The sequence below is a fragment of the Clostridium vincentii genome (assembly GCF_002995745.1).
GTDB classification, from domain to species: Bacteria; Bacillota; Clostridia; order Clostridiales; family Clostridiaceae; genus Clostridium; species Clostridium vincentii.
The window spans coordinates 75,151-100,749 of the sequence record NZ_PVXQ01000006.1 but is presented as its reverse complement, the minus strand read 5'-3'; the positions used below and the strand labels follow the sequence as shown (position 1 = coordinate 100,749).

Sequence of the window (25,599 nt, the reverse complement as noted above, 5' to 3'; positions counted from 1 at the left end):
CTAAATTTATAGTCTAATGAGACTATTATTTTTCTTATCTGCCAGGAGATATTCCTGCAGGATTTAGCACCACGTAATAAAACATTACAGGTTGCTGGGCTTCAAAGGGCCGGTCCCTCCACCACTCTTAATAAGGTATACTTATTTATTTAATTGTCGTTAGACTCTATTATACATTTTATTTTGGGATTGTCAACGCGACTTAAAGTTTTCCACTAAGATTACTTATTTTCTCTGATTTATCTTCTTATATAATTCATTTTTAATACTTAACCATTAAACTTTTCAATTCAAAAATTTAATGTTAAAATTAAGTAATTAAGTTAATTATTAAAGGGGTGAATTTATGATTAGGGTTGATAATTTAACTAAGAAATTTAGAATTAATAAAAAATATCCTGGATTTAAAGGAGCTATTAAATCCTTTTTTTCTACTGACTATACTAATAAAGTTGCTGTTAACAACATAAGTTTTGAGATAAAAAAAGGAGAGATAGTTGGATATATAGGTGCTAATGGAGCCGGTAAATCTACGACAATAAAAATGATGACAGGCATTCTTACACCCAACTCCGGAACCGTTTACGTTAATGGGCTTATCCCGTATGAAAATAGGGAAGCTAATGCTAAAAATATAGGTGTAGTCTTTGGCCAAAAGACTCAGTTATGGTGGGACTTGCCTATTTCAGAAACATTCACATTGCTTAAGGATATTTACAATGTACCTGATGATGCTTTCAAAGAAAGGATGTCTTTTCTAAATGAGGTTTTAGACTTGCAGCCTTTTTACTTAAGCCCTGTTAGAACTTTATCTTTAGGTCAAAGAATGAGAGCTGATTTAGCTGCTGCATTAATTCATAATCCAAAGGTTTTATATCTTGACGAACCAACAATTGGGTTAGATGTTGTAGTAAAAGAAAAGGTTAGAAAAGCTATTAAGCTTATTAATGATGAGTTTGATACAACAATTATATTAACAACTCATGATTTAATTGATATAGAGGAACTATGTAGCAGGATTATTATTATTGATAATGGTCAAAAAATATATGATGGTAAAATCGATGATATAAAAGCGCTTTATGGATATTTAACAACTATAGAAATTCAATTTAAGGAAGACATAAAATTAGAGGAACTAGATCTTAAGAATGAATTGGACCTGCAGGATGATGAGTTTAAAATAGAAGTCATAGAAAATAAATTTATGATAACATTTAATAAAAATAAAATAACTACATCTGCTATCATGTCAAAAATCATGAAACAATTTACTGTTTTAGATTTTTCAATTAAAGATACAAGTATTGAGGATATTATTAAAAAGATGTATAGAAGAGGGGTGTAGGTTATGAACTACGTAAAAAATTTAAAAACCTACTTACCCTTTGCTACTAATACATTTCAACGGCTTATATCTTATAAAGCAAATGTACTTATATTTATATTTGGTGAATCATTAATGCTCGCAGTAACCTATTATTTATGGAAAGCAATCTATGGAAGTTCTACAGGTGCTTCTATACATGGATTTAGCTTTAATGAAATGATAATATATCTATTTATTTCATTTTTGACAAACTTAATGATATCTGTTGATATTGGCTCTGATATCTCTAGAGAAGTGAAAGATGGATCTATTGCCATTAATTTAATTAGACCAATTAGCTATGAGAAGAGAATGTTATTTCAGGGCCTTGGAACTATATTTTATAATTTTATATTTATATTTATAGGTACCTTCTTGATCACAACAACTATGTTTTATAGATTCTTTGGGTATATAAGTATAGTAAATATTTTATTTTATTTCATCAGTATGATACTTGGAATACTGCTTAATTTTTATTTTAATTATATCTTTGGGTTATTATCATTTAAAATAACTAATATGTGGGGCTTATCTCAAATAACACAAGCTATAGTCCAACTTTTATCTGGAATTATGATACCAATTGTGTTTTTTCCAGTATGGGCACAGCCTTTATTTAAATTTTTGCCTTTTAGTTCTATGATTTATACCCCTACTATGATATACCTGGGAAAATTAAATGATTTTGAAATTTTAAAAGCATTAACAGTCCAAGGTATATGGATAATAATATTAATACTAATAGCAAAAATAATGTGGAAAAAATTAATTAAAACTTTAACTATTTTAGGAGGTTGAGTATATGAAGAGATATATGAAATTATATTTAAAATTTCTACAGCAATATATTAAAACCTTAATTGAATATAGAGCAGATTTTATCTTAGGATTAATAGGTTTTGTGTTAGTACAATTTGTTGGTGTAATTTTTATTCAATTAATATTTAATTCTATTCCAACTCTTCAAGGATGGAATTTCTACGAAATATTATTCATCTATGGATTCGCACAAATCCCTCGAGGAATTGATCATGTTTTTACAGACTATTTGTGGATATTTAGCTGGAAAACAATAGTTCAAGGAGAATTCGATAAATATTTAGTTAGGCCTCTTAATCCACTTTTTCAAGTTATTTCAGAAAAATTCCAACCAGATGGCTTTGGTGAAATAATTATAGGTTCAATCCTTCTTATAACATCTTGGATTAACCTTGAAATTGAAGTAACTATAATTAAATTGCTAACACTAATAGTTGTAATTTTATTTGCAACATTAATATATACATCTATAAAACTCGCAGTTACTTCCTTAGCTTTTTGGGTTAAATTTGCACAAAGCTATATGTTTATGGCTTATCAATTAAGTAGTTTTGTTAAATATCCTATTTCTATATATCCTTTTGGTATCAGATTTATAGTAACTTTCTTAATTCCTTTTGCTTTTACTGGATACTATCCAGGAGCATATTTTTTAGGAAGAGAAAACTTTGTACAGGGAATATTATTAACCTGTTTAATTGCAGTAGTAGCATTTATAATTGCTTATAGAATATGGGTTATAGGTATTAGTAAATATGAAAGCACTGGAAGTTGATTAGTATTTTTTAGCTTTAGACATAAAAAAGTCGCTTCTTTTTATAAGAAGCGACTTTTATCAGTCTAAATTTATAGTTATAATTCGGATATTATTTTATCGTTGTAACCCTACTCTTGAAGCTTTCTACTAAAACGTCCTTTTCTTTTCTGGTTAGTTTTTTTATAGCATATTCTCTTTTCATAGCATCCACCTTATTTTCAAAGACTTCATGATATACAATTTCTAGGGGCCCTCGCCCCTTAGTATACTTAGCTCCTTTTCCCTGTTTATGATCTTCAAATCTTTTTTCTAAGTTATTTGTCCATCCTGTGTATAAGGTATTATCTCCACATTTTAAAATATAAACATAATTCATTTTTAAACAGCTTCATCACTAATCTTATCAAATTGTGAATTATATAAATTGCAATAGAATCCATCAGCCTTTAATAATTCTTCATGGCTTCCCTGTTCTACTATATCTCCATCCTTCATCACTAAAATTAAATCTGCATTGCGAATAGTAGATAATCTATGAGCTATTATAAAGCTTGTTCTGCCATGCATTAAATTATCCATAGCTTTTTGAATTAAAACTTCTGTTCTTGTATCAACAGAGCTTGTTGCTTCATCAAGTATTAATATCTTTGGATCTGCTAAAATAGCACGAGCAATTGTTAAAAGTTGCTTTTGTCCTTGAGATACATTACTCGCTTCTTCATTTAACTCCATATCATATCCAGCAGGCAGTGTTTTAACAAAATGATGAACATGAGCTGCTTTAGCAGCTTGAATAACTTCTTCATCAGTTGCATTAAGATTACCATATCTGATATTTTCTCTTATACTACCATTAAATAACCAAGTATCTTGAAGAACCATTCCAAATAATTCTCTTAATTCACTACGATTAAAATCTGTAATACTATTTCCATCAATTAAAATATCACCGCTATTTAGATCGTAGAATCTCATAAGAAGCTTAACTATAGTAGTTTTACCAGCTCCTGTAGGTCCAACAATCGCCACCTTCTGTCCCGGCTTAATCTTAGCTGTAAAATCATTAATTATAGTCTTATCAGCATTATATCCAAAATTAACATCTTGGAAAGTAACTTGACCTTCAAGACCTTCAATAGAAACAGCTTTTTCAGATATTTGTTCTTCCTCATCTTCATCAACAAATTCAAATACTCTTTCTGCTGCTGCTGCTGTAGATTGCATTAAGTTCGCAATTTGAGCAACTTGTGCCATAGGTTGAGTAAAGGATCTTATATATTGAACAAAGGCTAAAATGTCTCCAACTGCAATAGTCTTTTTAATTGCAAGCCATCCACCAAGTATTGATACCATAACATATCCTAAATTACCAATAAATATCATTATTGGCATCATCATACCTGATAAGAATTGTGACTTCCAACCTGAATCATATAAGTTATCATTTAGCTTATCAAATTCTTTTACAGCATCTTCTTCACCATTAAATGCCTTAACTATATTATGTCCACTATAAATTTCTTCCACTTGCCCATTTACATGACCTAAAAATTCTTGCTGAGCTTTAAAAAACTTTTGTGATTTCTTAACTACAAGAGCAATTAACACTCCTGAAACAGGTATCATTAGTAATGTTGCAATAGTCATAGTAGCACTTATTGATAACATCATTATAAGTACACCAATCATAGTAGCAATAGATGATATTACCTGCGTCATACTTTGATTTAAATTTTGGCTTACTGTATCTATATCATTTGTAACCCTTGATAATACTTCTCCATGGGTTCTTGTATCAAAATACTTTAAAGGCATTCTATTAATTTTCTCTGAAAGGTCCCGTCTTAATTTATAAGAAACCTTCTGAGTAACACCACTCATTATATAGCCTTGAATAAAGGAAAGTAGTGCACTAATAACATATAAGCCTAAAAGCATTAATAAGGTCTTTCCTAAGGACTCAAAGTCAATCCCATCTCCAGTTCCAGATATTTTAGCTAATAAACCTTCAAATATATTTGTAACTTGTTCACCTAGTATTTTAGGTCCAACTATATTAAAGGCTGAACTTCCAATGGCAAATATTACAACCATTATTATTGATGTTCTATAAGGCTTTAAATATTTTAAAAGAGTCTTCATAGTTTCCTTAAAATTCTTAGCCTTTTCTCCGCCTTTCATCATTGCGCCCATAGGGCCTCCGCCCATATCTTGTTTTTTGTTTTCCTTACTCATGGTCTAGCTCCTCCTTTGAAAGTTGTGATAAAGCTATTTGCTTATATACTTCACAATTATTTAGAAGCTCTTTATGGGTACCTATCCCAACTACCTGACCTTCTTCTAGCACTATAATTTGGTCAGCTTGTAAAATTGTACTTATTCTTTGAGCAACTATAAGTACTGTGCTTTCTGCTGTTTCATGCTTTAATGCTTTTCTTAAAAGTGTATCAGTTTTAAAATCTAGTGCTGAAAAACTATCATCAAATATATAGATCTCTGGATTCTTAGCAATAGCTCTTGCAATAGATAGTCTTTGTTTTTGCCCACCTGATACATTTGTTCCACCTTGGGATATTTCAGTTTGAAGCCCTTCTGACATTGAGGAGATAAATTCTGTAGCTTGAGAAATTCTTGCTGCCTTTGTAATTTCTTCTTCTGTAGCATTATCTCTACCATATTTCAGATTAGACTCAATTGTTCCAGAGAATAATATGCCCTTTTGTGGAACATATCCAATTCGTTCTCTTAAGTCATGTTGAGATACATCTTTAACATTAACTCCATCAACTAAAATTTCACCCTTACTTATATCGTAAAATCTAGGTATTAAATTAATTAACGTAGATTTACCACTACCTGTACTACCAATAAATGCTGTTGTTTCACCTGGTTTTGCTGTGAAACTTATATTACTTAATACATTTTCATCTGCCCCTGGATATTTAAAGGCAACATCCTTAAATTCAATTACTCCCTTTTTATTATCATCAAAATTCTTTTTATTCTTAGGATCTTCTATTGAAAGACCCGTTGATAATATTTCTTCTACACGAACAGCTGATACAGCTGCTCTAGGAAGCATTATAGATACCATTGATATCATTAAGAATGCCATTATGATTTGCATTGTATATTGTATAAATGCCATCATATCTCCAACCTGCATTACACCATCATTAATACTATGGGCTCCACTCCATACAATTAATATTGTAATACCATTCATAATTAACATCATAAGTGGCATCATAAGAGACATTGTTCTAGTTACAAAAAGATTTGTTCTTGTTAAATCTTGATTAGCAACATCAAATCTCTTTTCTTCATGCTTTTCAGTACTGAATGCACGAATTACAAGTATTCCTGTTAAAATTTCACGAGTTACCAAGTTAAGCTTATCTACAAGTTTTTGTACTATCTTAAACTTAGGCATTACTACTGCAAATAATAATATTACAAGGGATAAAATAGCCATAACTGCCACTCCTATTATCCATCCCATAGAAGTATTAGTATTTAATACTTTAATAACACCACCAATTGCAAGAATTGGTGCATAGAATAATATCCTAAGTAGCATAACCATAAGGGTCTGAATTTGTTGAATATCATTAGTGCTACGGGTAATTAAAGATGCTGTTGAAAATTTATCCATTTCTGTATTGGAAAATGAAACAACCTTCTTAAATACCTTACTTCTAAGATCTTGTCCAAGTTTTGCTGCTACCTTAGCTCCTAAGAATCCTACTGCAACTGTAGCAATCATACTTATAAGTGCTAGCCCAAGCATTTTAACGCCTGCTAGTAATATATAATTTTTCTGAAAACTATCAGTGTCTAATCCTAGATTGGTATATTCAGCCTTTACATAGGAAACTGCGCCTTGAGTTATTATAGTATCTGGCATTTCCTCAAAACTTTTGTTTATTTCATCTGTAATATTCGTTAATTGTTCTTGAGGTAACATAGCTAATATTTTAAGAATGTCCCCATCAGCTGCCTCTATCATTTGAGGTGGCATATTAGCTAATAATTGTTCCTTCATAACCTTTGTTTGGTCGCTATCTTCATTAATACCTGATACTATTAGCATCGGCTTTCCAAATATAGCATTAAGATTATCAAGTTTCTCTTTATCTTCAGTATTTAACTCATATACGGCTCCATCACCACTAAGTTCTTCCTTTGTAGCGTCTGAAGCCTTATCTAAGCTTTTATAATTATCTAAAACTATATTTTTATCTTCTTCATTCATAAACAAAGTTAATTTTTCAAGTTCACTTTTACTTATTACATCAGGTACTGCATTTAGAACACCACCCTGTTGTATCCCCACATTAACTATTTTAGATGTATAGTCTGGAAGGGCAAGATCACAGGCTGCTTGTAGTACTAAAAGTGCTACTATAACCATAACTGACAAGGCTGATTTTTTCATGTATTTTAATATTTTTAACATTATCTATTATCCTCCACTTCCTGGCTTTCCTTAGATTTATCACAACCTACAACTAAATTATCTCTTATCTGCATCAATAATCTTCTTAACACTATCTTCTCGTCTTGAGTAAAATTTTCAAAGCATTCCGCTTCCATTCCTTTGTGTATCTCTATTAACTGTTTACAAACATCATTACCTTTTTCAGTAATATAAATTCTAGAAATCCTTTGATCCTTTTCATCCTGCTCACGTTTAATAAAATTTGTTTTCTCCATCCTTTTTATCATTACCGTCATAGTGGCAGGTTGTATTCTCATTTTCTTTGCTAGATCCTTTTGACTTTGTCCATTTTTTTTATAAAGTGCAAATAGTAATGGAGGTTGACCTGGGTATACCCCTGTTTTTTCCAAAAAACTATGTGTCCTTAAAAAATGTAACCGTCCTATTTCTGCAAACAAACCATATACGGAATCTTTAGGGAAACATTCCATTTCAAACCTCCTTTAATTAGTCGACTAACTAATATAATACTTATCTTATATAAATATTGCAACATATTTATACAACATTTAGACATTATTAATATTATCGTCATATTTTAGGATATTTATAGTTAGGTGGCTACATATTAATTCATTGTATAAAAAGTAACTATGCCATTTTTTTAAATTAAAAAAGGAGTCTTACTAAATAATTTAGTAAAACTCCTTAATTCTAGAATTAATTGATACTAGTCTAACTTCTTGTTAATCCAGCTCATCATTCCTCTTAATTCAGCACCAACCTTTTCGATTTGGTGTTCAGATTCCATTCTTCTCTTAGCCTTGAAGTTTGGTCTTCCTACTTGGTTTTCCATTAGCCAATTTCTAGCAAATGTTCCATCTTGAATTTCAGTAAGAACTTTCTTCATTTCTTTCTTAGTTTCAGCAGTGATTATTCTATCACCTATCATGTAGTCACCGTATTCAGCTGTGTCTGAGATTGAATATCTCATTGTAGCCATACCACCTTGGTACATTAAGTCTACGATTAACTTCATTTCATGCATACATTCAAAGTAAGCATTTTCTGGAGCATATCCAGCTTCAACTAAAGTTTCAAAACCAGCTTTGATAAGAGCTGTAACTCCTCCACAAAGTACTGCTTGTTCTCCAAATAAATCTGTTTCAGTCTCGTCTTTAAATGTAGTTTCAAGTACACCTGATCTTGCACCGCCAATTCCATTAGAATAAGCTAAAGCTAATTCCATAGCATTTCCTGAAGCATTTTGATGTACAGCTACTAAACATGGAACTCCTGATCCTTCAGTATATGTTCTTCTAACCATGTGTCCTGGTCCCTTTGGAGCAACCATGAATACATCTACACCTGCTGGTGCAGTTATTTGTCCGTAGTTTATGTTAAATCCATGAGCGAAAGCTAAAGCATTACCTTCTTCTAAAAATGGAGCTATTTGTTCTTTATATATTGCGCCTTGTCTTTCATCTGGAACTAAAACCATTGTTATGTCTGCTTCCTTAACAGCATCTGCAACAGTAGCTACCTTTAATCCATCTTTTTCAGCTATTGCCCATGACTTACTTCCAACATATAACCCAACAATAACATCAATTCCGCTATCATGTAAGTTTAATGCATGTGCATGTCCTTGGCTACCATAGCCTATTACAGCCACCTTCTTGCCCTTTAAATAATCAAGATTTGTGTCTTTTTCGTAATACATTTTTACCATTTTAATATTCCTCCTTAAGTTTTGTTAAAGATCTTCTTCGCATATTATTTGATTAATTGGCGCACCAGGTGCAACCATAGGAAAAACTTTTTTATTATTATCTATTCTATAATCAATAAGAACTGGTGTCTTACTGGCTAAAGCTTCTTTAAGTATACCACGAAGTTCTTGCTTTTTGTTAACTCTATAGCCCTTAGCCCCAAAAGCTTCTGCTAATTTAACTAAATCTGTCTGCCTATCCAATGTGGTATTTGAATACCTTCCCTCAAAAAATAAGGTCTGCCATTGTCTAACCATCCCTAGCACATTGTTATTCATAATAACTTGAACAATAGGTAATTTGTTTTGAACAGCTGTTGCAATCTCCTGACAATTCATCATGAAACTTCCGTCTCCAGCTATATTAATAACCTTACATTCTGGCCTTGCAAATTGAGCTCCAATTGCAGCTCCAAGACCAAACCCCATAGTCCCCAGACCACCTGATGTAATGAAGGTTCTAGGCTTTTTAAAGTGATAATGCTGTGCTGTCCACATTTGATGTTGTCCAACCTCTGTTGAAATAATCAAGTTTCCTGGATCTAAAGAATTTAATTCTTCGAAGAAATACTCTGGAGTTAATTCCTCTCCTTTGCTTTTCTTATATGCACTTAATGATTTCAAGTTCTTCATACTATCTAACCATTCTTGATTTTTTGCTTCATTAACATTAGGTAGCAATCTTTGCAAAACTGACTTTAAATCCCCTATAATAGATAAATCAACCTTAATATTCTTGTTAATTTCAGCTGCATCAACATCAATATGAATTATCTTTGCATTACTTAGATTTTCACGATTTGTAATAACCCTATCAGAAAACCTCGCTCCTAATGCCATGAACAAGTCACATTTTGTTGCACTTATATTTGAGGCCTTAGTTCCATGCATTCCAATCATTCCTGTGTACAATTCATGGTCAGATGGTATTACTCCCCTTGCCATTAAAGAATTACAAATCGGAGAGTTTATTTTTTCAGCCAAAGCAATAACTTCTTCACTTGCATCTGCGGCTATTGCTCCACCACCTACATAAATAAATGGATTCTTGGCATTGTTAATTAACTCAATAGCTTCCTGAATCTTTTTATCTCTAATTGTAAACTCTTTTCTTTCAATCTTCCAAGGCTTAATTTTCTTATACTCAGTCTTCTCTATTTGAATATTCTTAGGAATATCAATTAAAACCGGTCCAGGCCTACCTTCCTTGGCAATATAAAATGCCTCATTTATAACAGCTTGTAACTTACTTATATCTTTAACAATATAATTATGTTTTGTTATAGGCATTGTAATACCTGTTATATCTACTTCCTGGAAGCTATCTTTTCCAAGCAAATTCATTGGAACATTACCAGTAATAGCAACCAATGGAATGGAATCCATATAAGCAGTTGCTATTCCAGTAACTAAATTTGTAGCTCCAGGACCAGATGTAGCAATACATACTCCAACCTTGCCTGTAGCTCTAGCATATCCATCAGCAGCATGTGATGCCCCTTGTTCATGACAAGTCAAGACGTGCTTTATTTGGTCTTTATACTTATACAATGAATCATAAAGATTAATTACTTGACCACCTGGATACCCAAAGACTAGATCAACTCCCTCATCAATAATAGATTGTATTACTATGTCAGATCCTGTTAATATCATCTAGTCCCCTCCTTTTCATAAAATTCAATATTATAAATTTACTCATTTAAATACCCTAAATAATGCTATTTAAATATTGCTCCAGTACTAGCTGAACTTACAAGTTTTGAATATCTAGCTAGATAACCTTCAGTAACATTTGAAACAAATGGCTTTAAATCTTTTCTTCTTTCAGCTATTTCCTGGTCTGAAACCATAAGTTCAAGCTTTCCTTCAATCATATCAATAGAAATAACATCTCCATCTTGAACTAGTGCTATAAGTCCGCCTTCAGCAGCTTCTGGTGATACATGACCTATCGAAGCTCCCTTTGTAGCTCCACTAAATCTTCCATCAGTTATAAGAGCAACTGATCTATCAAGTCCCATTCCAGCAATTGCTGATGTAGGTGACAACATTTCTCTCATTCCAGGGCCACCCTTTGGTCCTTCATATCTGATTACAATAACATCTCCAGCTACTATTTTCTTCCCTTTAATAGCTGCAATACAATCTTCCTCAGAATCAAATACCTTAGCAGGTCCTTTATGTTGATGCATTTCAGGTGCCACTGCTGATTTCTTTACAACTGCTCCATCTACTGCAAGATTACCTCTAAGAACTGCTATACCACCAGTTTTGCTATATGGCTTATCTATTGGCATAACAACATTATAATCTAAAACATTCTTGCCTTCTATATTTTCTCCTTGAGTTTTACCTGTAGCAGTTATGCAATCAAGATGAATAAAATCCTTCTTTGAAAGTTCATTAATTACCGCTTGAATACCTCCTGCATAATACAAATCTATTATATGAGTTTGTGATGCTGGTGCTAACCGACAAAGGTTAGGAACTCTAGCTGCAACTTCATTAATAATATCAAGATTTATTGGTAACTTAGCTTCATTTGCTATAGCTGTTAAATGTAAAACTGAATTTGTAGAACACCCTAATGCCATCTCTACAGATAAAGCATTTTCTATAGAATTTCTAGTTACTATATCCCTAGGTTTTATGTCCTTTTCCAAAAGATTCATAACAGCCATACCAGCATGTTTTGCAAGTCTTATTCTTTCAGAATAAACTGCAGGTATTGTTCCATTACCTGGTAGTGCAAGCCCTAAAGCTTCTGCTAAACAGTTCATTGAGTTTGCAGTAAACATTCCTGAACATGATCCACAAGTTGGACATGCATTATCTTCTAAGTCCTTAAGATCAGCTTCCAGCATTGTTCCATTTTCAAAAGCTCCAACACCTTCAAAAACAGTTGTTAAAGAAACATCTTTTCCCTTAACCCTGCCTGGAAGCATTGCACCTCCACTAACTAATACTGATGGAATATTAAGTCTTAATGCAGCCATCATCATACCAGGTACGATTTTATCACAATTTGGTATAAAAACTAAAGCATCGAAAGCATGTGCCATTGCTACACATTCAATTGAATCTGCGATAAGTTCTCTAGTTACTAGAGAATATCTCATTCCTTCATGGCCCATTGCTATACCATCACATACTCCTATGGTTGGGAATACTAATGGTGTCCCCCCTGCCATAAGTATGCCTTTCTTAACACCTTCAACTATTTGCCCTAGATTAATATGCCCTGGAATTATATCATTTTGTGATGTTACTACTCCAATTAGCGGTCTATCTATTTCTTCATCAGTAAGACCGGTAGCTTTGAGTAGTGATCTATGGGGTGCTCTTTCAGGACCTTTTTTTATAGCGTCACTTCTCATAACTTACATCCCCTTTTCTATTTTTTCCATTACTAACTTTCCAATTTCTGTTGTTCCAACAAGTTTCATGCCTTCACTCATTATATCTCCTGTTCTATACCCATCTTCTAATACTCCTAGAACAGCCTTTTCTATTACTTGAGCTTCATCTTCTAATTTAAAGCTATTTCTAAGCATCATTGCGCCTGATAAAATAGTTGCAAGAGGATTTGCTATTCCTTTTCCTGCTATATCAGGAGCACTTCCATGGATTGGTTCATACATACCAAAGCTATTTTCTCCTAATGATGCTGATGGTAACATACCAATTGAACCTGTTACCATGCTTGCTTCATCTGATAATATATCTCCGAATAAATTTGAAGTAACTATTACATCAAATTGTGTTGGATCCTTAACCATTTGCATTGCAGCATTATCTATATATAAGTGACTTAATTCAACTTCTGGATAACCAGTAGCTACTTCCTCGACAACTCTTCTCCACAATCTTGAACTTTCAAGTATATTAGCCTTATCTACTGAAGTAATCTTTTTACCTCTTTTCATTGCTGACTCAAAACCAATTTTTGCAATTCTTCTAACTTCTTCTTCATTATACTTTTCAGTATCATAAGCCGCTGGAATTCCATTATCAGTAGTTAATCCTCTTTCACCAAAGTAGATACCACCTGTTAATTCTCTTACAACAAGAACATCAATTCCATTTGCTATAATACTTTCCTTAAGTGGTGATGCATCCTTTAATGGAGCATATAGTACAGCTGGTCTTAAGTTGCAATAAAGTCCAAGTGCACCTCTTAATCCTAAAAGAGCTTGCTCTGGTCTAATTTTTGCAGTTGGATCATCCCATTTAGGGCCGCCTACAGCTCCAAGTAAAACTGCATCGCTTTTTCTACAAATCTCTAATGTTTCCTCAGGAAGTGGTGTTCCTAGTTTATCTATTGCACAACCACCTGCTAAAAGATATTGGTAGTCAAATCTATGTCCAAACTTTTCTCCTACTAAATTAAGTACCTTAACTGTTTCCTGAACAACTTCAGGTCCTATTCCATCTCCAGCAATTACTGCTATATTGTATTTCATTACATGACCTCCATTTTATTTTAAACTATTAAAAACTATTTTTTACTTTTTATATATCCAATTAACCCATTATTATCAATGATTTTTTGCATGAAGGCTGGGAATGCTTCCCCTTGATAGCTTTCATCTTTTGAAAGATTTTTTATAATACCAGTTGAAAAATCAATTTCCACTTGGTCACCAGCTTCTATTGCCTTAACAGCTGCTTCGCATTCAAGTATTGGCAAACCTATATTGATCGCATTTCTGTAAAAAATTCTAGCAAAAGTTGTCGCTATAACACAGCTAATTCCTGATTCTTTTATAACTATTGGAGCATGTTCTCTTGAAGAACCACATCCAAAATTTTTATTTGCTACTATTATATCACCAGGTCTAACATTCTTTACAAAATCAAGATCTATATCTTCCATAGCGTGAGCTGCAAGTTCTTTATGATTTGATGTATTCAAGTATCTAGCTGGAATTATTACATCCGTGTCTACATTATTTCCGTATTTAAAAACTTTTCCTGTTACTTTCATTATTCATATCCCCCTTAAACTAACTCTGGATCTGTTATTTTTCCTGTTAATGCTGAAGCCGCTGCAACTGCTGGACTTGCTAAGTACACTTCTGACCCAACGTGTCCCATTCTTCCAACGAAATTTCTGTTAGTTGTTGATACAGCTCTTTCTCCATCAGCTAATATACCCATATGTCCACCTAAACATGGCCCACAAGTTGGAGTTGAAACAATAGCTCCTGCTACTATTAAATCCTTAATGATTCCTTCTTCTAATGCTTGAAGATAAATCTTTTGAGTTCCTGGGAAGAAAATGCATCTAATTCCCTTCTTAACTTTCTTACCTTTTAGGATGTCTCTTGCTATTCTTAAATCTGTTATTCTACCATTAGTACAAGATCCTATAACAACTTGATCAATTGTAATTTCACCAACATTATCTATTGTTCTTGTGTTATCAGGTAAATGTGGGAATGCTACAGTTGGTCTTAATGTGCTTAAATCTATTTCATAAACTTTATCATACTCTGCATCTGCATCTGCTTCATACTTTTTCCATTCTCTTTGTGCATGTTCTTTTAAATATTCTTCTGTCTTTTCATCCACTGGGAAGATACCATTCTTTGCACCAGCTTCTATTGCCATATTAGCCATTGTAAATCTATCGTCCATAGGAAGATAATTTAGTCCATCTCCTACAAATTCCATTGATTTATATAATGCTCCATCAACACCAATCATTCCTATGATATGTAAGATTATATCCTTACCACTGACCCATTTTGCAGGTTTTCCCTTAAGTACAAACTTAAGAGCTGAAGGTACTTTAAACCAGCATTCTCCGGTAGCCATACCAGCTGCCATATCAGTTGAACCAACTCCTGTTGAAAAAGCTCCAAGAGCTCCATAGGTACAAGTATGTGAATCTGCTCCTATAACTGCATCTCCAGCAACAGCTAATCCCTTTTCAGGAATAAGACAATGTTCTATTCCCATTTCTCCTAGTTCAAAGAAGTTAACTATTTCTTTTTCATTAGCAAATTCTCTAATGTATTTTACTTGTTCTGCTGCTTTTATATCCTTATTTGGTGTAAAGTGATCAGGTACTATAGCAATTTTTTCTTTATTAAATACCTTATCTAACCCAAACTTCTTAAATTCAGTTACTGCTACAGGTGTTGTAATATCATTCCCTAATACCAAGTCAAGTTTAGCTTCAATTAATTGTCCAGCTTTTACGCTTTCTAATCCAGCATGAGCTGCTAATATTTTTTGTGTCATTGTCATACCCATTTTATTACTCATCTCCTTAAAATTTTGTTTTTTCACTATCTTTTATTAATTTATATTCTATAGAGTCTACTAAAGCGATCCAACTGGCTTGGATAATATCCCTAGATACTCCAACTGTACTCCAGTTTTGCACTCCATCCGTAGATTCTATTAAAACTCTAACCTTCGAACTTGTAGCACTTTCTGAATCTAAAACTCTAACCTTATAATCCACAAGCCTTACATCATTTAGTTGAGGATAGAAAACTTCCAAAGCCTTTCTAAGTGCCTTATCCAGTGCATTTACAGGGCCATTTCCTTCTGCTGCACTCATTTCTTCCTTTCCATCAACAGTTATATTAATCATTACTGATGAACTAAACTCTCCAGCACTTGAAGGTTGTTCTGCAAAAGCCTTAAAATGGTTTAGCTTAAAGAAAGGTTTATATTTATCTACAATCTTTCTCATAACTAATTCAACAGTTCCTTCTGCACCTTCAAATTGATATCCTTCATACTCTAGTTCCTTTAGTCTATCAGTGATTTTTTGTATATCTTCACTTTCTTTAGATATATTAGGAAATATTTTTTTTACTTGTGAAAATATTGTACTTTTACCACTAACTTCAGATATTAAAAACCTTCTGTTATTGCCCACAAGCTCTGGAGCAATATGTTCATAGGCCTTTGGTGCCTTGCAAATAGCATCAATATGCATTCCCCCTTTATGGGCAAAGGCTGCACTTCCTACGTAAGGGGATTCATCTCTTAACGTTATATTTGAGATCTCAGCTATAAATCTTGCAACACTGGTTAATCTTGAAATATTTTTATCTTCTATAGTGTTGTATCCTAGCTTTAATTTTAAAGTTGGTATTATGGTGCTTAAATTTGCATTACCACATCTTTCTCCTATACCTATAAAAGTTCCTTGAATGTGATTTGCCCCAGCTTGTGCTGCCACAATGGAACTAGCTACTGCCATACCCATATCATCATGACAATGTATTCCAATATTTCCCCCTACTTTTTCTATAACATCCTCTACTATTTCTTTAATTTCGCTAGGTAGTGTTCCCCCATTTGTATCACATAAAACAATAACATTTGCTCCAGCACTCTTTGCTCTCTTTATTGATTCTAAAGCATAGTCCTTATTATCCTTATATCCATCAAAAAAATGCTCCGCATCAAATATTACCTCTTTTTTGTTTTTTACTAAATATTTTATTGTATCACTTATCATATTTAAGTTTTCTTCAAGAGAAGTTCTTAATATATCTGCAACTTGAAAATCCCATGACTTTCCAAATATTACTGTGACCTCTGTATCTGCCTCTAATAAATTTTGCAGATTCTTATCCTGAGCTGGATCTGTTCCTGGTCGTCTTGTAGAGCCGAATGCTGCTATTTTTGCTTTTTTGAGCTTAATATCCTTAATTCTTTTAAAGAATTCCATATCTTTTGGGTTAGAGCCTGGATTTCCTGCTTCTATATAACTAACACCTATATCATCTAAGACTTTAACTATTTTTAGTTTGTCTTCTAATGAAAAGGAGATTCCTTGCCCCTGTGCACCATCTCTTAATGTTGAGTCAAAAATGCTTACATTCCTATTCTCCATAATGCCCCCCTTTATAAACTTTATAAACTTTATAAACTATATTTCTTCTCTATAATCGTCATAACTTACTATAGTCTTATCTCCTCTTTCAAGTGCTGCAACTCCCGTTCTTACCATCTCTTTTATTCCGTATGCTTCCAACAATTTTACCAGTGCGCATATTTTACTTTGATCCCCAGTAAGTTCAATAGTTAAAGTATCTATAGATAAATCAATAATTTTACATCTGAATATATTTACGATTTCATTTATATCTGCCCTTTTTTCAGCTTTAGCATTAACCTTTATTAGTACTAACTCTCTATATACTGAATTATTAGCCTTAAGATCAATTACCTTAATTACGTCCTCAAGCTTATTTAATTGCTTTTTAACTTGTTCTAGAACATCACTATCACCCGTTAAAGTTATGGTCATTCTTGATATTTTTGCATTTTCAGTTCTTCCTACTGTTAAACTGTCAATGTTATAACCTCTTCTTGAGAATAGACCCGATACTCTACTTAATACACCTGACGAGTTTTTTACAAGAACTGACAACACATGTTTTTGTTCCATCTCTACCCCTCCTTAATATTAAATAACACTTAAATTTGTACTTTCCCCTATAAGGTATAAAAAAACCACCTTTAATGATAAATACACCATAAAAAGTGGGATAATACTCCGCCTAAATATAATATCACTAGATTCCAACAAACCCTTGCATATAACGGATGCTCACCGGATATCGCTTACTAACTTTATTAGAGCTTTCTGGATTCTGCTTAGGAATGATATCTATTCAACTAAAAACATCAGTTTGCACCAACCACTGACTCTCTTAAGCTCTTAACGTTAAATAACCTTCTCCATCTTGGCATTTCTATAAATTTCAGGAATTATTTAGTTTTGCTTTATTTAAGATTTTACTATCATAATCATATAATGTCAACAATCTATTCTTACTTTTAAGAGTTTATTGTTATAAACTTTTTCTTTATTTTCTTATAAGTAAAACTTTACTATTATATAATTCTACCTTATTATCTATGATAACGGAAATACATATTAGTTATGAGTAGTATAACTATCAGTTATATCAAAATAAAATATCATTAATATTATGTATATTTAGATATTTGATTACTTCTTGACTCCACTACCCTTAAAACATTTATTTCTATGATAAATCACATGAGTCTAAATTTCCATGTCTTAACACATTTAATCGATTTTTATAACCAATCAACGTTGCATCTATATCAAAAAAAACACAATTTTTATTTTATCCATTCTCTGCCCCTTTATACATACTTAAAGGCTACCATAAATATCATGGTAGCCTTTATCATTAACTAGAGGTAATATTAATTCCTTACATAGGCTTTTACTGTAGCTATTTTTTTGCCTACAGAATCACCGTAAGGACTAATTGTATATTCAACAATAGATGCTGGAATTATAAATGTTTCTGCATAATTCACTATAAAAGGTTCAAATGCACTTGTAGGAGATTCTACAATAGCTTGGTCTCCTTCTACTAAATTTAATACATTTACACCATCATTCGTATTGTGCAATACTGTCTTAGTAAACCAATGTCTTCTAGTTTCTATAAACTCCTTTTCATGAAGACCAGTTCTTTCTTCAATCCAGCCATCCCCCTCATCTATAACTTCAACTCTATTAACAAGGTTTTTCATAGTCCATTTGGTATCTCTATCAAATTGAACTACCTCTTCACCATGAGCTATATTAATTGGTCTTGGTTTTCCATCCATACCAAGTCTTGACCAATCCCAAAGCTTAAATGTAAATAAGTTTGGAGTTGCTGATATCTCCAAAACCATAGTATCCGCTCCAGAACAGTGAACTGTTCCAGGGGGTATTAAGAAGTGATCATGTTTCTTAGCTTGTATTTTATTTGAATATTCTTCTGGATTAAAGTTGCCTTTACCATCCTGAGCTTTTCTTAAGGCACAAAAGAATTTTTCTTTTGTGATTCCATCTTTTACGCCAAGATATACAAAAGCATCTTTGTCTTTCTTTACATCTAGAAGGTAATAAGATTCTTCTTGGGTATAGTGTAACCCAAACTTTTCTTGTGCATACTCTACAACTGGATGTACTTGAAGGGATAAGTTTTGTCCGCCCATTGTATCTAAAAGATCAAATCTTATTGGAAAGTCCGCTCCAAATCTGGCATACACCTTTTCGCCTAATAGTTCTCTAGGATGAGTTAGTACTACATCAATTGATGGAACTTCTACTACAGTATTTCCGACTTTAAGCAAAAGAGAATTTTCTTCCGGAACGCAGTCAAAACACCATGCATAGTTTTCCATATTTCTATCTAGGTCACAGACTTCTTTCATCCATTGCCCTCCCCATAACCCTGGATCAAAGAACGGAACGACTCTAAATGGTCTGTTTGCAGTCACTTTCAACCCTGCTCTAAAAGCTTCACCTGTAATCATTTTAGGCTTATTTTTTAAATTTGTATCAAGTATATAATCAAATTTATCAAATCTACGCTTCTTATATCTATCAGCTACTCTCCATTCAAAGAAATATCCTCTTTTTAATTTTCTTAAAGGATCTTCATTATAGTTTTTGCCTTTCCAATTTGGAATATTTCCCGATCTATATCTTTGTTGAATTTCCCATCTTGCTAGGTCTGCAAATATGTATATATCAGGTTCAACTAATAAATTTATACCTACACCATATACTACAACAATCCCTTTAGCGTTATTTATTTTTTCTTTAGTCTTACTTAGGCTATCCAAATTAATAAAATCTTCAAGGGTATCCAAAGAAATTTTTCCAAAAACTCTATCCTCAGTCACATCGTCTTTAATTCTATCTTCTACAGTACTTATATCTTCAAAAATTTCTTCATCCGTATATACTGATAACTCAGTGTTTAATCTATCTACTATACCAGATTTAATTTCTTCTGTTCTGATCCCTGGGTAGAAATCAATTGCCACTATCTTCTTTTCTGATGATATAGTATCTAACTTTGATTTTATTTGTGAAACAATATCATCATATCCATTCCAATCATGGTCATTATTATATCCCTTAACTTCTACATGGGGTTGCTTATCATATTTAAAAGCCATTTAAATACCTCCCTTTAATCTCTAAATATTGTTTCATTATTAATTTTATATACTCTTTTAGGGAAAGGCTTATTCTCTATTGCTTTATAATCATGTCCAGCTACATCTCTCCAACAAGCCCCTACTTTAAAATCTATATCACCAGTATTTATTAATCTATGTGCATAATTTCCATGAATATAATGAACAGAGCCTTTAAATACTTTTTCACAAAAACTATTCCCATCTTCGTCCATATACATAAGTAAGCCTTGTCCACCTAATCCAAAGTACAGTTCAGGTTCAGTTCTATCTAAGTGAAAATGCCCCCTAGTAAGGTTACATTCTTCATTTACAGTAATAGGATGTAATATTGTTAATCCCCAAAGTAGAGTGTTTTCTCCACCACAATTAAAGAAATAGACTTCGTACATCTCAGTATCTAGTGCTAATCCTTTATCAACATCCGCATATGCAAAGCTAATATCTTTATATGTTTTTTTATAAGATTCCACATTTTCCCCATTAATTACACCATTAAAAAAGTCATGTGTATATTTCGGTTCTCTAATTTCCATACGAACGCCTCCTATAATTAAGGGATAAATTTTTCCCAAATCTCTTTATACTTAAACGGATTTGTAACAAAATCAAATTTAGTTCTATTTTCTCTATATTGAGTATATATTGATTTTGTATAATCTAATTTAAGCTCTTCATACTTTCTTGCTTTTTTAATTTCTAATTTACATTCTGAATATTTAGGATTCTTTTCAAACTCTATCTTTCCATTTTTAACTATTGGAAAATATGATAAACCATTATGAGCTCTTACATCTACATAGTCGAATCCATAATCTCTAACGCACCATGCTCCAAATATCATATAATTTTCTGGGCTTGCGTTCACTGTGTAGTGTGCCCAACCAGGTGGTACAAAAACCACATCGCCTTCTTCAGCCTCTACCACAAAAACTCTACCGGGATTATCTTTAGCACTTTCTTGCATAAATATAATTGCTTTTCCATGCCATATTTCATATAGTTCTCCTGTAGAGTAATTACAGGAGCTTGATATAGCATGAATATGCCCTTGAGATCTAACAGGCTCATCATCCATCATCCCATTAGAATAGATACAAGCACCATATAATAAATTTCTATTTATTAAATCTTCTCTATCTTCTTTTAAGCCTACATCCATTGCTATACTATATACAATTTCTGGCCCATTACAATTAGGATTTTTAAGACTTTTCCTTATATCATCTAATTTTCTTTTTTCTGTAATTGGACCAAAATTGTTTGTCCCATAAATGAATTCCCTTGTATTAAAATTAAATTCTATTCCAATTCCGTTATTGAACACTATGTCTCCTCCTTGATATATGGATTCAATTAACTTACTTTATCATTTTTCTATCCGTAACTATCCAGATTTACAAATCTCCGCAAACCACTTTCCTGATTTTTTAATCTTCATTTCTTTATTTTTTTAACTCTCTCTATAAAAACCATATCTATTCGTGTCTCTGCTTCCCTCTACGCCAGTAGCCCAGGTAGCTCCTTCCCATAAAGAATTCTTAGAAAATTTTAGTCTGTACACTTTAGACTCCTTGTTATTATCAATTCTTTATACCACGATGCACTCTTCTTTAATTTAGATTCCTTTGTTATTAAATTATATTCAACAAATCCGTAACAATTTAAAAATTGATTACTCGGTGACCATAAGTCAATAAATGACCACATATGATACCCTTTTAAGTTACTTCCATCATTTAAAGCCTTAATGCATGACTCTAAATGTTCAGTAACATATTCAATTCTATAATCATCTTGAATTACTCCATCTTTCCCTCTAAATCTTTCTTCTTCTTGTACACCCATTCCATTTTCTGTTATATAACATTCTATGTTATTATATTTTTCTTTTATTTTCATTAATGTATCATATATAGATTGCGGATATATTTCCCAACCTCTAAATAGATTCATTCTTCTTCCATGCATAATATGATTGTCATAGAAAGTATGCATAGTTAATGGAGCATTCGGATTTGGAATACTTTCTTTTGCTTTTACTCTTTCAGGAAAATAATTGTTAATTCCTAAAACTGAAATAGTATTATTTTGAATTATTTCTAAATCTCCATCTTCCATATCAATGTTAATTTTATGCTCCTTATATATTTGAAATAATTCATCACTAAACTTTCCAAGTATAAGAGGGTATAACCATGCTTCCTCTTGAAGAATTTCAAAATATCTTTTAGCTTTCAAATCAAATATATTCTTACTTCTTGGATAAATATATTTTACATCTACAACTGAGCCTATCTTACAATTATTTAACCCTAACTTCTTAAACTCATTTACAACCATTCCATGTGCAACTATCATATTGTATTGAGCTTGACAAGACTTATCAAAGTCTACCTCATTTGGATAACACATTTCCTCTTGATATTTGAACATTAAGTCTACCCCAGGCTCATTATAAACATAGAATATATCTACATACTCATTAAATAACTCAATAGCCTTTTTAGAATACCTAACAAAACTATCTACTACTTTCCTATTTGAAAACCCTCCTATATTTTCTAAATAAACAGGCATATCAAACCAGTATAATACTACCCACAATTTTATGCCTTTTCCTTTTATATATTTAAAGTAATTCCTATAGAATTCTATTGCTTTCTCATTTACATTTTCACCATCTGGTATTAATCTTGCCCATGTTATGGATGTTCTAAAAGATTCTAAACCCATTTCAGACATTATATCAACATATTTTTTGTAATCATGATACCAATTTAAAGTCTCAAAAGGTCCTATTCCACCTTGCATTCTATTGGGTTCATCCAAAGCAAACTGTTCCATAACAGTTAACGACTTTTCATCTTCATTGTAAGCGCCTTCAGTTCCTTGAGCCCATACTGCTGCTCCTAATGTGAACGTTTTTGGTATAGTATAAGTTCTCATTATTTTCATCTCCTTATTTATTAAGATAGATACTATGCCTTCATACAATAGTATCTATCTTCTGTTTTTTAAAATCTAAAGACTTTGAATTTTTTCATCACTTAAATGTTTATTATCTAAAATCTTCAAAAATGGGATCCATATTACCATTCCAACAGCAAATAATATTACTTGAGTTGCTACACCCATTACGTTAAAGTTTGTTGATATTAGACCACTAATAAATATAGGTGTTGTCCAAGGAACTGGTAGTACTGGTATTGGTGCAAATTTTATTGCACATAAGAAATAAGCTAAACCTATTTGTATAACTGGAATTATTACAAAAGGAATAAGCAATATTGGATTCATAAATGCTGGCATTCCAAATGTATATGGTTCTTGTATATTAAACATTGCAGGTGCTATTGAAAGATTATTTATAGCCTTAGCTTGTCTTGATTTCATAACTATAAATCCTGCTGTTATTGCACATAAGATACCTTGTGCCCCACCAACCCCATAAACTTCTCTGAAAGTTTGAGTCGCAATATATGGCAAATCCAATCCTGTTTGAAAAGCAGTTAAATTAGCTAGTGTCATTGTTGTCTCAATTGGTCCCCAAACTGACATAACAATTTGAGTTCCATGTATTCCGAAAAACCACAATATTTGTTGAATAAATGTTAAAATTATTATAGAAATTGAATAGTTTGCCAAACTTGTTAACGGTTTAGTTATTAATGTATAAATTGCATTTTGCAATGTACCGAATGACGTCAATTCTAAAATATTTCTGAATACCAAGAATAAAATAAAAACTAAAAACATAGGAATTAAACTAGCAAATGACTCCGATGCATTTTTAGGAACTGATTCTGGCATTTTGATTGTCCACTTTTTGCTAATAAAAAATGCTAATAATCTAATTGCTACAAAAGAAATAATCATTGCTGTAAACATTCCTTCTGCACCTAAAAGATTAGCAGGAATAACATTTGAAACAGTTAGGCCTTGTACTTCTTGTCCATTTAAAATACCATTAGTTGTTATTGTGAAATTTGTCATTATTATTAAAGAACAAACTGCTGTAAGTATACCTGCAATTTCGCTTATTTCTAGTCTTTTGGCATAGTTATATGATATTGAAATAAGTGCTGCAAGGCCTATTAATCCTAATGTAGCGGGTGTACCTTGTGAAAAAAAATGTTGTATTTTACCTACAAATTCAGGTGCTACTGTATTTAAATAAGGTATATTTCCAAGGATTAGCACGAAAGAACCAAATAGCATTAAAGGTAATATTGCCATCATACCATCTTTTAAAGAACCTACAACTTTATTTGTATTAAGATATGCTGCTATAGGCATTAACTTATCTTCTAAAAATTTTTGAAATTTATTCATTATTTTTCCCCCCATATATTTATTCTAATTTACCTGTCATTTTGAATAACTAAGCGCGCTTATTTGTTATAACATTATAATAATATATCTTTTGTATCCTGTCAATATTTTTCTATAAAAAAAATACACCATATTTATAGTGCATTTATATTTATAGTATTTAATTCAAATCTACTGTTATCACATAACCTTCAGCAAGATATCTTGTATATGTTAGCTCAACTGGAATATCATTTGAAAACCCATACTTTTTTCTAGTTATTATAGCGGTTACTTCATTCAGCTTAAATATCTTCTTATCTTCCTCATTTGAAATTGTTGCAGTTATTTCTTCCCTTCCTTTAGTTATTGGATAACCTTTAGATTCTAGCAATTTATAAAATGATTTCGTAAAGTCATCCTTAATAGTTACTGGTATATTAGGATTAATAAAACTTTTAAATACACCAACTATTTTTCCATTTACTTCTATAATTCTTTTCATCATTATTAAATTTGTTGACTTATCTATATTAAACAACTCTAAAATATCTTTTGACGGTTCAACTACATCTACCTCTAATAATGTTTTTTTAATTTTTTCACCTTTTTCTTCTAATTGTGTAAATGAAGATTTCATTGAAGTTGAAACATCTTCTCTCTTTATTACAACTGTACCTTTTCCTCTTCTTCTAATTATATATCCTTCTTCGACTAAATAACCTAATGCTTGCCGCATTGTTATTCTTGATACTCCAAACTCATTTATTAATTTCATCTCCGATGGCAAAATTTCTCCAACCTTAAATTCATTGTTCTTTATCATCTCTTTTAATATACTTGCAACTTGACTCCATAAAGGTTTTGATCCATTACTATAATCTAAAAACACAGTTATACATCCTTTCTACATATAATTATTCAATTAAAGTATAACACTAAATATTAGAAACATTCTAATATTGTTATTACATAATACTACCTATTTATATATAACTGCAGCTATATTTAATTTTAACCTAAAATTACTTTATTTTTATTCTCCAATTTTATACTTTTTCAATTTATTGCACTAAAAACATAATGTTATAGGATCCAATACTTTTTATTATTGTCTCAATTAACTG

At 31.9% G+C, this 25,599-nt stretch carries 21 protein-coding genes and 1 riboswitch; of the genes, 3 read left to right on the top strand and 18 right to left on the bottom strand.

Translation table 11 applies throughout. The features are described 5' to 3' along the window. Nucleotides 1-31: 31 nt before the first annotated feature. A riboswitch (SAM riboswitch) is annotated at nucleotides 32-137 on the bottom strand. Nucleotides 138-346: 209 nt separating this feature from the next. Genes CLVI_RS04350 through CLVI_RS04340 form a run of 3 tightly spaced genes read left to right on the top strand, consistent with a single transcriptional unit; the run spans nucleotide 347 to nucleotide 2,966 of the window. Then, nucleotides 347-1,348 (top strand): ABC transporter ATP-binding protein, encoded by a 1,002-nt coding sequence (locus CLVI_RS04350; RefSeq protein ID WP_106058900.1) that lies wholly within the window; start codon nucleotides 347-349, stop codon nucleotides 1,346-1,348. Between the two features lie 3 nt (nucleotides 1,349-1,351). Next, nucleotides 1,352-2,170, top strand: coding sequence for an ABC transporter permease (locus tag CLVI_RS04345; RefSeq protein WP_106058899.1), 819 nt, complete (start codon nucleotides 1,352-1,354; stop codon nucleotides 2,168-2,170). A 4-nt stretch (nucleotides 2,171-2,174) separates the two neighbouring features. Continuing rightward, complete coding sequence (locus CLVI_RS04340; protein ID WP_106058898.1) at nucleotides 2,175-2,966, top strand: ABC transporter permease; 792 nt, start codon at nucleotides 2,175-2,177, stop codon at nucleotides 2,964-2,966. A 91-nt stretch (nucleotides 2,967-3,057) separates the two neighbouring features. Here CLVI_RS04340 and CLVI_RS04335 read toward each other — a convergent pair whose 3' ends face one another. From CLVI_RS04335 to CLVI_RS04250, 18 genes are all read right to left on the bottom strand, one after another. After that, entirely contained in the window at nucleotides 3,058-3,324 is a 267-nt protein-coding gene (locus CLVI_RS04335) for a GIY-YIG nuclease family protein (protein ID WP_106058897.1), read from the bottom strand. 2 nt (nucleotides 3,325-3,326) lie between these two features. Next, on the bottom strand, nucleotides 3,327-5,183 hold the full coding sequence (locus CLVI_RS04330; protein WP_106058896.1) for an ABC transporter ATP-binding protein: 1,857 nt from the start codon (nucleotides 5,181-5,183) through the stop codon (nucleotides 3,327-3,329). Further along, nucleotides 5,176-7,407 (bottom strand): ABC transporter ATP-binding protein, encoded by a 2,232-nt coding sequence (locus CLVI_RS04325; RefSeq protein ID WP_106058895.1) that lies wholly within the window; start codon nucleotides 7,405-7,407, stop codon nucleotides 5,176-5,178. The genes CLVI_RS04330 and CLVI_RS04325 overlap by 8 nt, the downstream gene beginning before the upstream one ends. Then, complete coding sequence (locus tag CLVI_RS04320; protein ID WP_106058894.1) at nucleotides 7,407-7,880, bottom strand: MarR family winged helix-turn-helix transcriptional regulator; 474 nt, start codon at nucleotides 7,878-7,880, stop codon at nucleotides 7,407-7,409. The genes CLVI_RS04325 and CLVI_RS04320 overlap by 1 nt, the downstream gene beginning before the upstream one ends. 239 nt (nucleotides 7,881-8,119) lie before the next feature. Then, entirely contained in the window at nucleotides 8,120-9,121 is a 1,002-nt protein-coding gene (gene ilvC, locus CLVI_RS04315; protein WP_106058893.1) for a ketol-acid reductoisomerase, read from the bottom strand. Nucleotides 9,122-9,145: 24 nt separating this feature from the next. Further along, the gene (ilvB, locus tag CLVI_RS04310; RefSeq protein WP_106058892.1) at nucleotides 9,146-10,816 is read right to left on the bottom strand and encodes a biosynthetic-type acetolactate synthase large subunit; all 1,671 of its coding nucleotides are present in this window, start codon (nucleotides 10,814-10,816) and stop codon (nucleotides 9,146-9,148) included. Nucleotides 10,817-10,881: 65 nt separating this feature from the next. Then, nucleotides 10,882-12,540 carry a dihydroxy-acid dehydratase gene (gene ilvD, locus CLVI_RS04305; protein ID WP_106058891.1) on the bottom strand — a complete coding sequence of 553 codons (1,659 nt, stop codon included), beginning with the start codon at nucleotides 12,538-12,540 and terminating at the stop codon, nucleotides 10,882-10,884. 3 nt (nucleotides 12,541-12,543) lie between these two features. After that, nucleotides 12,544-13,626, bottom strand: a complete 1,083-nt coding sequence (gene leuB, locus CLVI_RS04300; protein ID WP_106058890.1) for a 3-isopropylmalate dehydrogenase — start codon at nucleotides 13,624-13,626, stop codon at nucleotides 12,544-12,546. A 35-nt stretch (nucleotides 13,627-13,661) separates the two neighbouring features. Next, nucleotides 13,662-14,150, bottom strand: coding sequence for a 3-isopropylmalate dehydratase small subunit (leuD, locus tag CLVI_RS04295; RefSeq protein ID WP_106058889.1), 489 nt, complete (start codon nucleotides 14,148-14,150; stop codon nucleotides 13,662-13,664). 14 nt (nucleotides 14,151-14,164) lie between these two features. Further along, on the bottom strand, nucleotides 14,165-15,424 hold the full coding sequence (leuC, locus tag CLVI_RS04290) for a 3-isopropylmalate dehydratase large subunit (RefSeq protein WP_106058888.1): 1,260 nt from the start codon (nucleotides 15,422-15,424) through the stop codon (nucleotides 14,165-14,167). A 16-nt stretch (nucleotides 15,425-15,440) separates the two neighbouring features. Further along, on the bottom strand, nucleotides 15,441-17,027 hold the full coding sequence (cimA, locus tag CLVI_RS04285) for a citramalate synthase (protein WP_106058887.1): 1,587 nt from the start codon (nucleotides 17,025-17,027) through the stop codon (nucleotides 15,441-15,443). 36 nt (nucleotides 17,028-17,063) lie between these two features. Continuing rightward, the gene (gene ilvN / locus CLVI_RS04280; RefSeq protein WP_106058886.1) at nucleotides 17,064-17,585 is read right to left on the bottom strand and encodes an acetolactate synthase small subunit; all 522 of its coding nucleotides are present in this window, start codon (nucleotides 17,583-17,585) and stop codon (nucleotides 17,064-17,066) included. 791 nt (nucleotides 17,586-18,376) lie between these two features. Next, nucleotides 18,377-20,137: a class I mannose-6-phosphate isomerase gene (locus CLVI_RS04275; RefSeq protein ID WP_106058885.1), complete on the bottom strand. Its 1,761-nt coding sequence runs from the start codon at nucleotides 20,135-20,137 to the stop codon at nucleotides 18,377-18,379. A gap of 14 nt (nucleotides 20,138-20,151) precedes the next feature. Further along, a complete protein-coding gene (locus CLVI_RS04270; protein ID WP_106058884.1) occupies nucleotides 20,152-20,694 on the bottom strand; it encodes a glucose-6-phosphate isomerase family protein in 543 nt (180 codons plus the stop codon). 17 nt (nucleotides 20,695-20,711) lie between these two features. Further along, on the bottom strand, nucleotides 20,712-21,485 hold the full coding sequence (locus CLVI_RS04265) for a glucose-6-phosphate isomerase family protein (protein WP_106058883.1): 774 nt from the start codon (nucleotides 21,483-21,485) through the stop codon (nucleotides 20,712-20,714). Nucleotides 21,486-21,709: 224 nt separating this feature from the next. Then, nucleotides 21,710-23,107 (bottom strand): glycoside hydrolase family 1 protein, encoded by a 1,398-nt coding sequence (locus tag CLVI_RS04260; protein ID WP_106058882.1) that lies wholly within the window; start codon nucleotides 23,105-23,107, stop codon nucleotides 21,710-21,712. Between the two features lie 75 nt (nucleotides 23,108-23,182). Beyond that, the gene (locus tag CLVI_RS04255) at nucleotides 23,183-24,493 is read right to left on the bottom strand and encodes a PTS sugar transporter subunit IIC (protein ID WP_170065585.1); all 1,311 of its coding nucleotides are present in this window, start codon (nucleotides 24,491-24,493) and stop codon (nucleotides 23,183-23,185) included. A gap of 160 nt (nucleotides 24,494-24,653) precedes the next feature. Next, nucleotides 24,654-25,364: a GntR family transcriptional regulator gene (locus CLVI_RS04250; protein WP_106058880.1), complete on the bottom strand. Its 711-nt coding sequence runs from the start codon at nucleotides 25,362-25,364 to the stop codon at nucleotides 24,654-24,656. Nucleotides 25,365-25,599 lie beyond the last annotated feature (235 nt).

Coding starts and splice junctions, on each gene's coding strand:
- CLVI_RS04350 (WP_106058900.1), top strand. CDS start 347: ATGATTAGGGTTGATAATTTAACTAAGAAATTTAGAATTAATAAAAAA.
- CLVI_RS04345 (WP_106058899.1), top strand. CDS start 1,352: ATGAACTACGTAAAAAATTTAAAAACCTACTTACCCTTTGCTACTAAT.
- CLVI_RS04340 (WP_106058898.1), top strand. CDS start 2,175: ATGAAGAGATATATGAAATTATATTTAAAATTTCTACAGCAATATATT.
- CLVI_RS04335 (WP_106058897.1), bottom strand. CDS start 3,324: ATGAATTATGTTTATATTTTAAAATGTGGAGATAATACCTTATACACA.
- CLVI_RS04330 (WP_106058896.1), bottom strand. CDS start 5,183: ATGAGTAAGGAAAACAAAAAACAAGATATGGGCGGAGGCCCTATGGGC.
- CLVI_RS04325 (WP_106058895.1), bottom strand. CDS start 7,407: ATGTTAAAAATATTAAAATACATGAAAAAATCAGCCTTGTCAGTTATG.
- CLVI_RS04320 (WP_106058894.1), bottom strand. CDS start 7,880: ATGGAATGTTTCCCTAAAGATTCCGTATATGGTTTGTTTGCAGAAATA.
- ilvC (WP_106058893.1), bottom strand. CDS start 9,121: ATGGTAAAAATGTATTACGAAAAAGACACAAATCTTGATTATTTAAAG.
- ilvB (WP_106058892.1), bottom strand. CDS start 10,816: ATGATATTAACAGGATCTGACATAGTAATACAATCTATTATTGATGAG.
- ilvD (WP_106058891.1), bottom strand. CDS start 12,540: ATGAGAAGTGACGCTATAAAAAAAGGTCCTGAAAGAGCACCCCATAGA.
- leuB (WP_106058890.1), bottom strand. CDS start 13,626: ATGAAATACAATATAGCAGTAATTGCTGGAGATGGAATAGGACCTGAA.
- leuD (WP_106058889.1), bottom strand. CDS start 14,150: ATGAAAGTAACAGGAAAAGTTTTTAAATACGGAAATAATGTAGACACG.
- leuC (WP_106058888.1), bottom strand. CDS start 15,424: ATGGGTATGACAATGACACAAAAAATATTAGCAGCTCATGCTGGATTA.
- cimA (WP_106058887.1), bottom strand. CDS start 17,027: ATGGAGAATAGGAATGTAAGCATTTTTGACTCAACATTAAGAGATGGT.
- ilvN (WP_106058886.1), bottom strand. CDS start 17,585: ATGGAACAAAAACATGTGTTGTCAGTTCTTGTAAAAAACTCGTCAGGT.
- CLVI_RS04275 (WP_106058885.1), bottom strand. CDS start 20,137: ATGGCTTTTAAATATGATAAGCAACCCCATGTAGAAGTTAAGGGATAT.
- CLVI_RS04270 (WP_106058884.1), bottom strand. CDS start 20,694: ATGGAAATTAGAGAACCGAAATATACACATGACTTTTTTAATGGTGTA.
- CLVI_RS04260 (WP_106058882.1), bottom strand. CDS start 23,107: ATGAGAACTTATACTATACCAAAAACGTTCACATTAGGAGCAGCAGTA.
- CLVI_RS04255 (WP_170065585.1), bottom strand. CDS start 24,493: ATGAATAAATTTCAAAAATTTTTAGAAGATAAGTTAATGCCTATAGCA.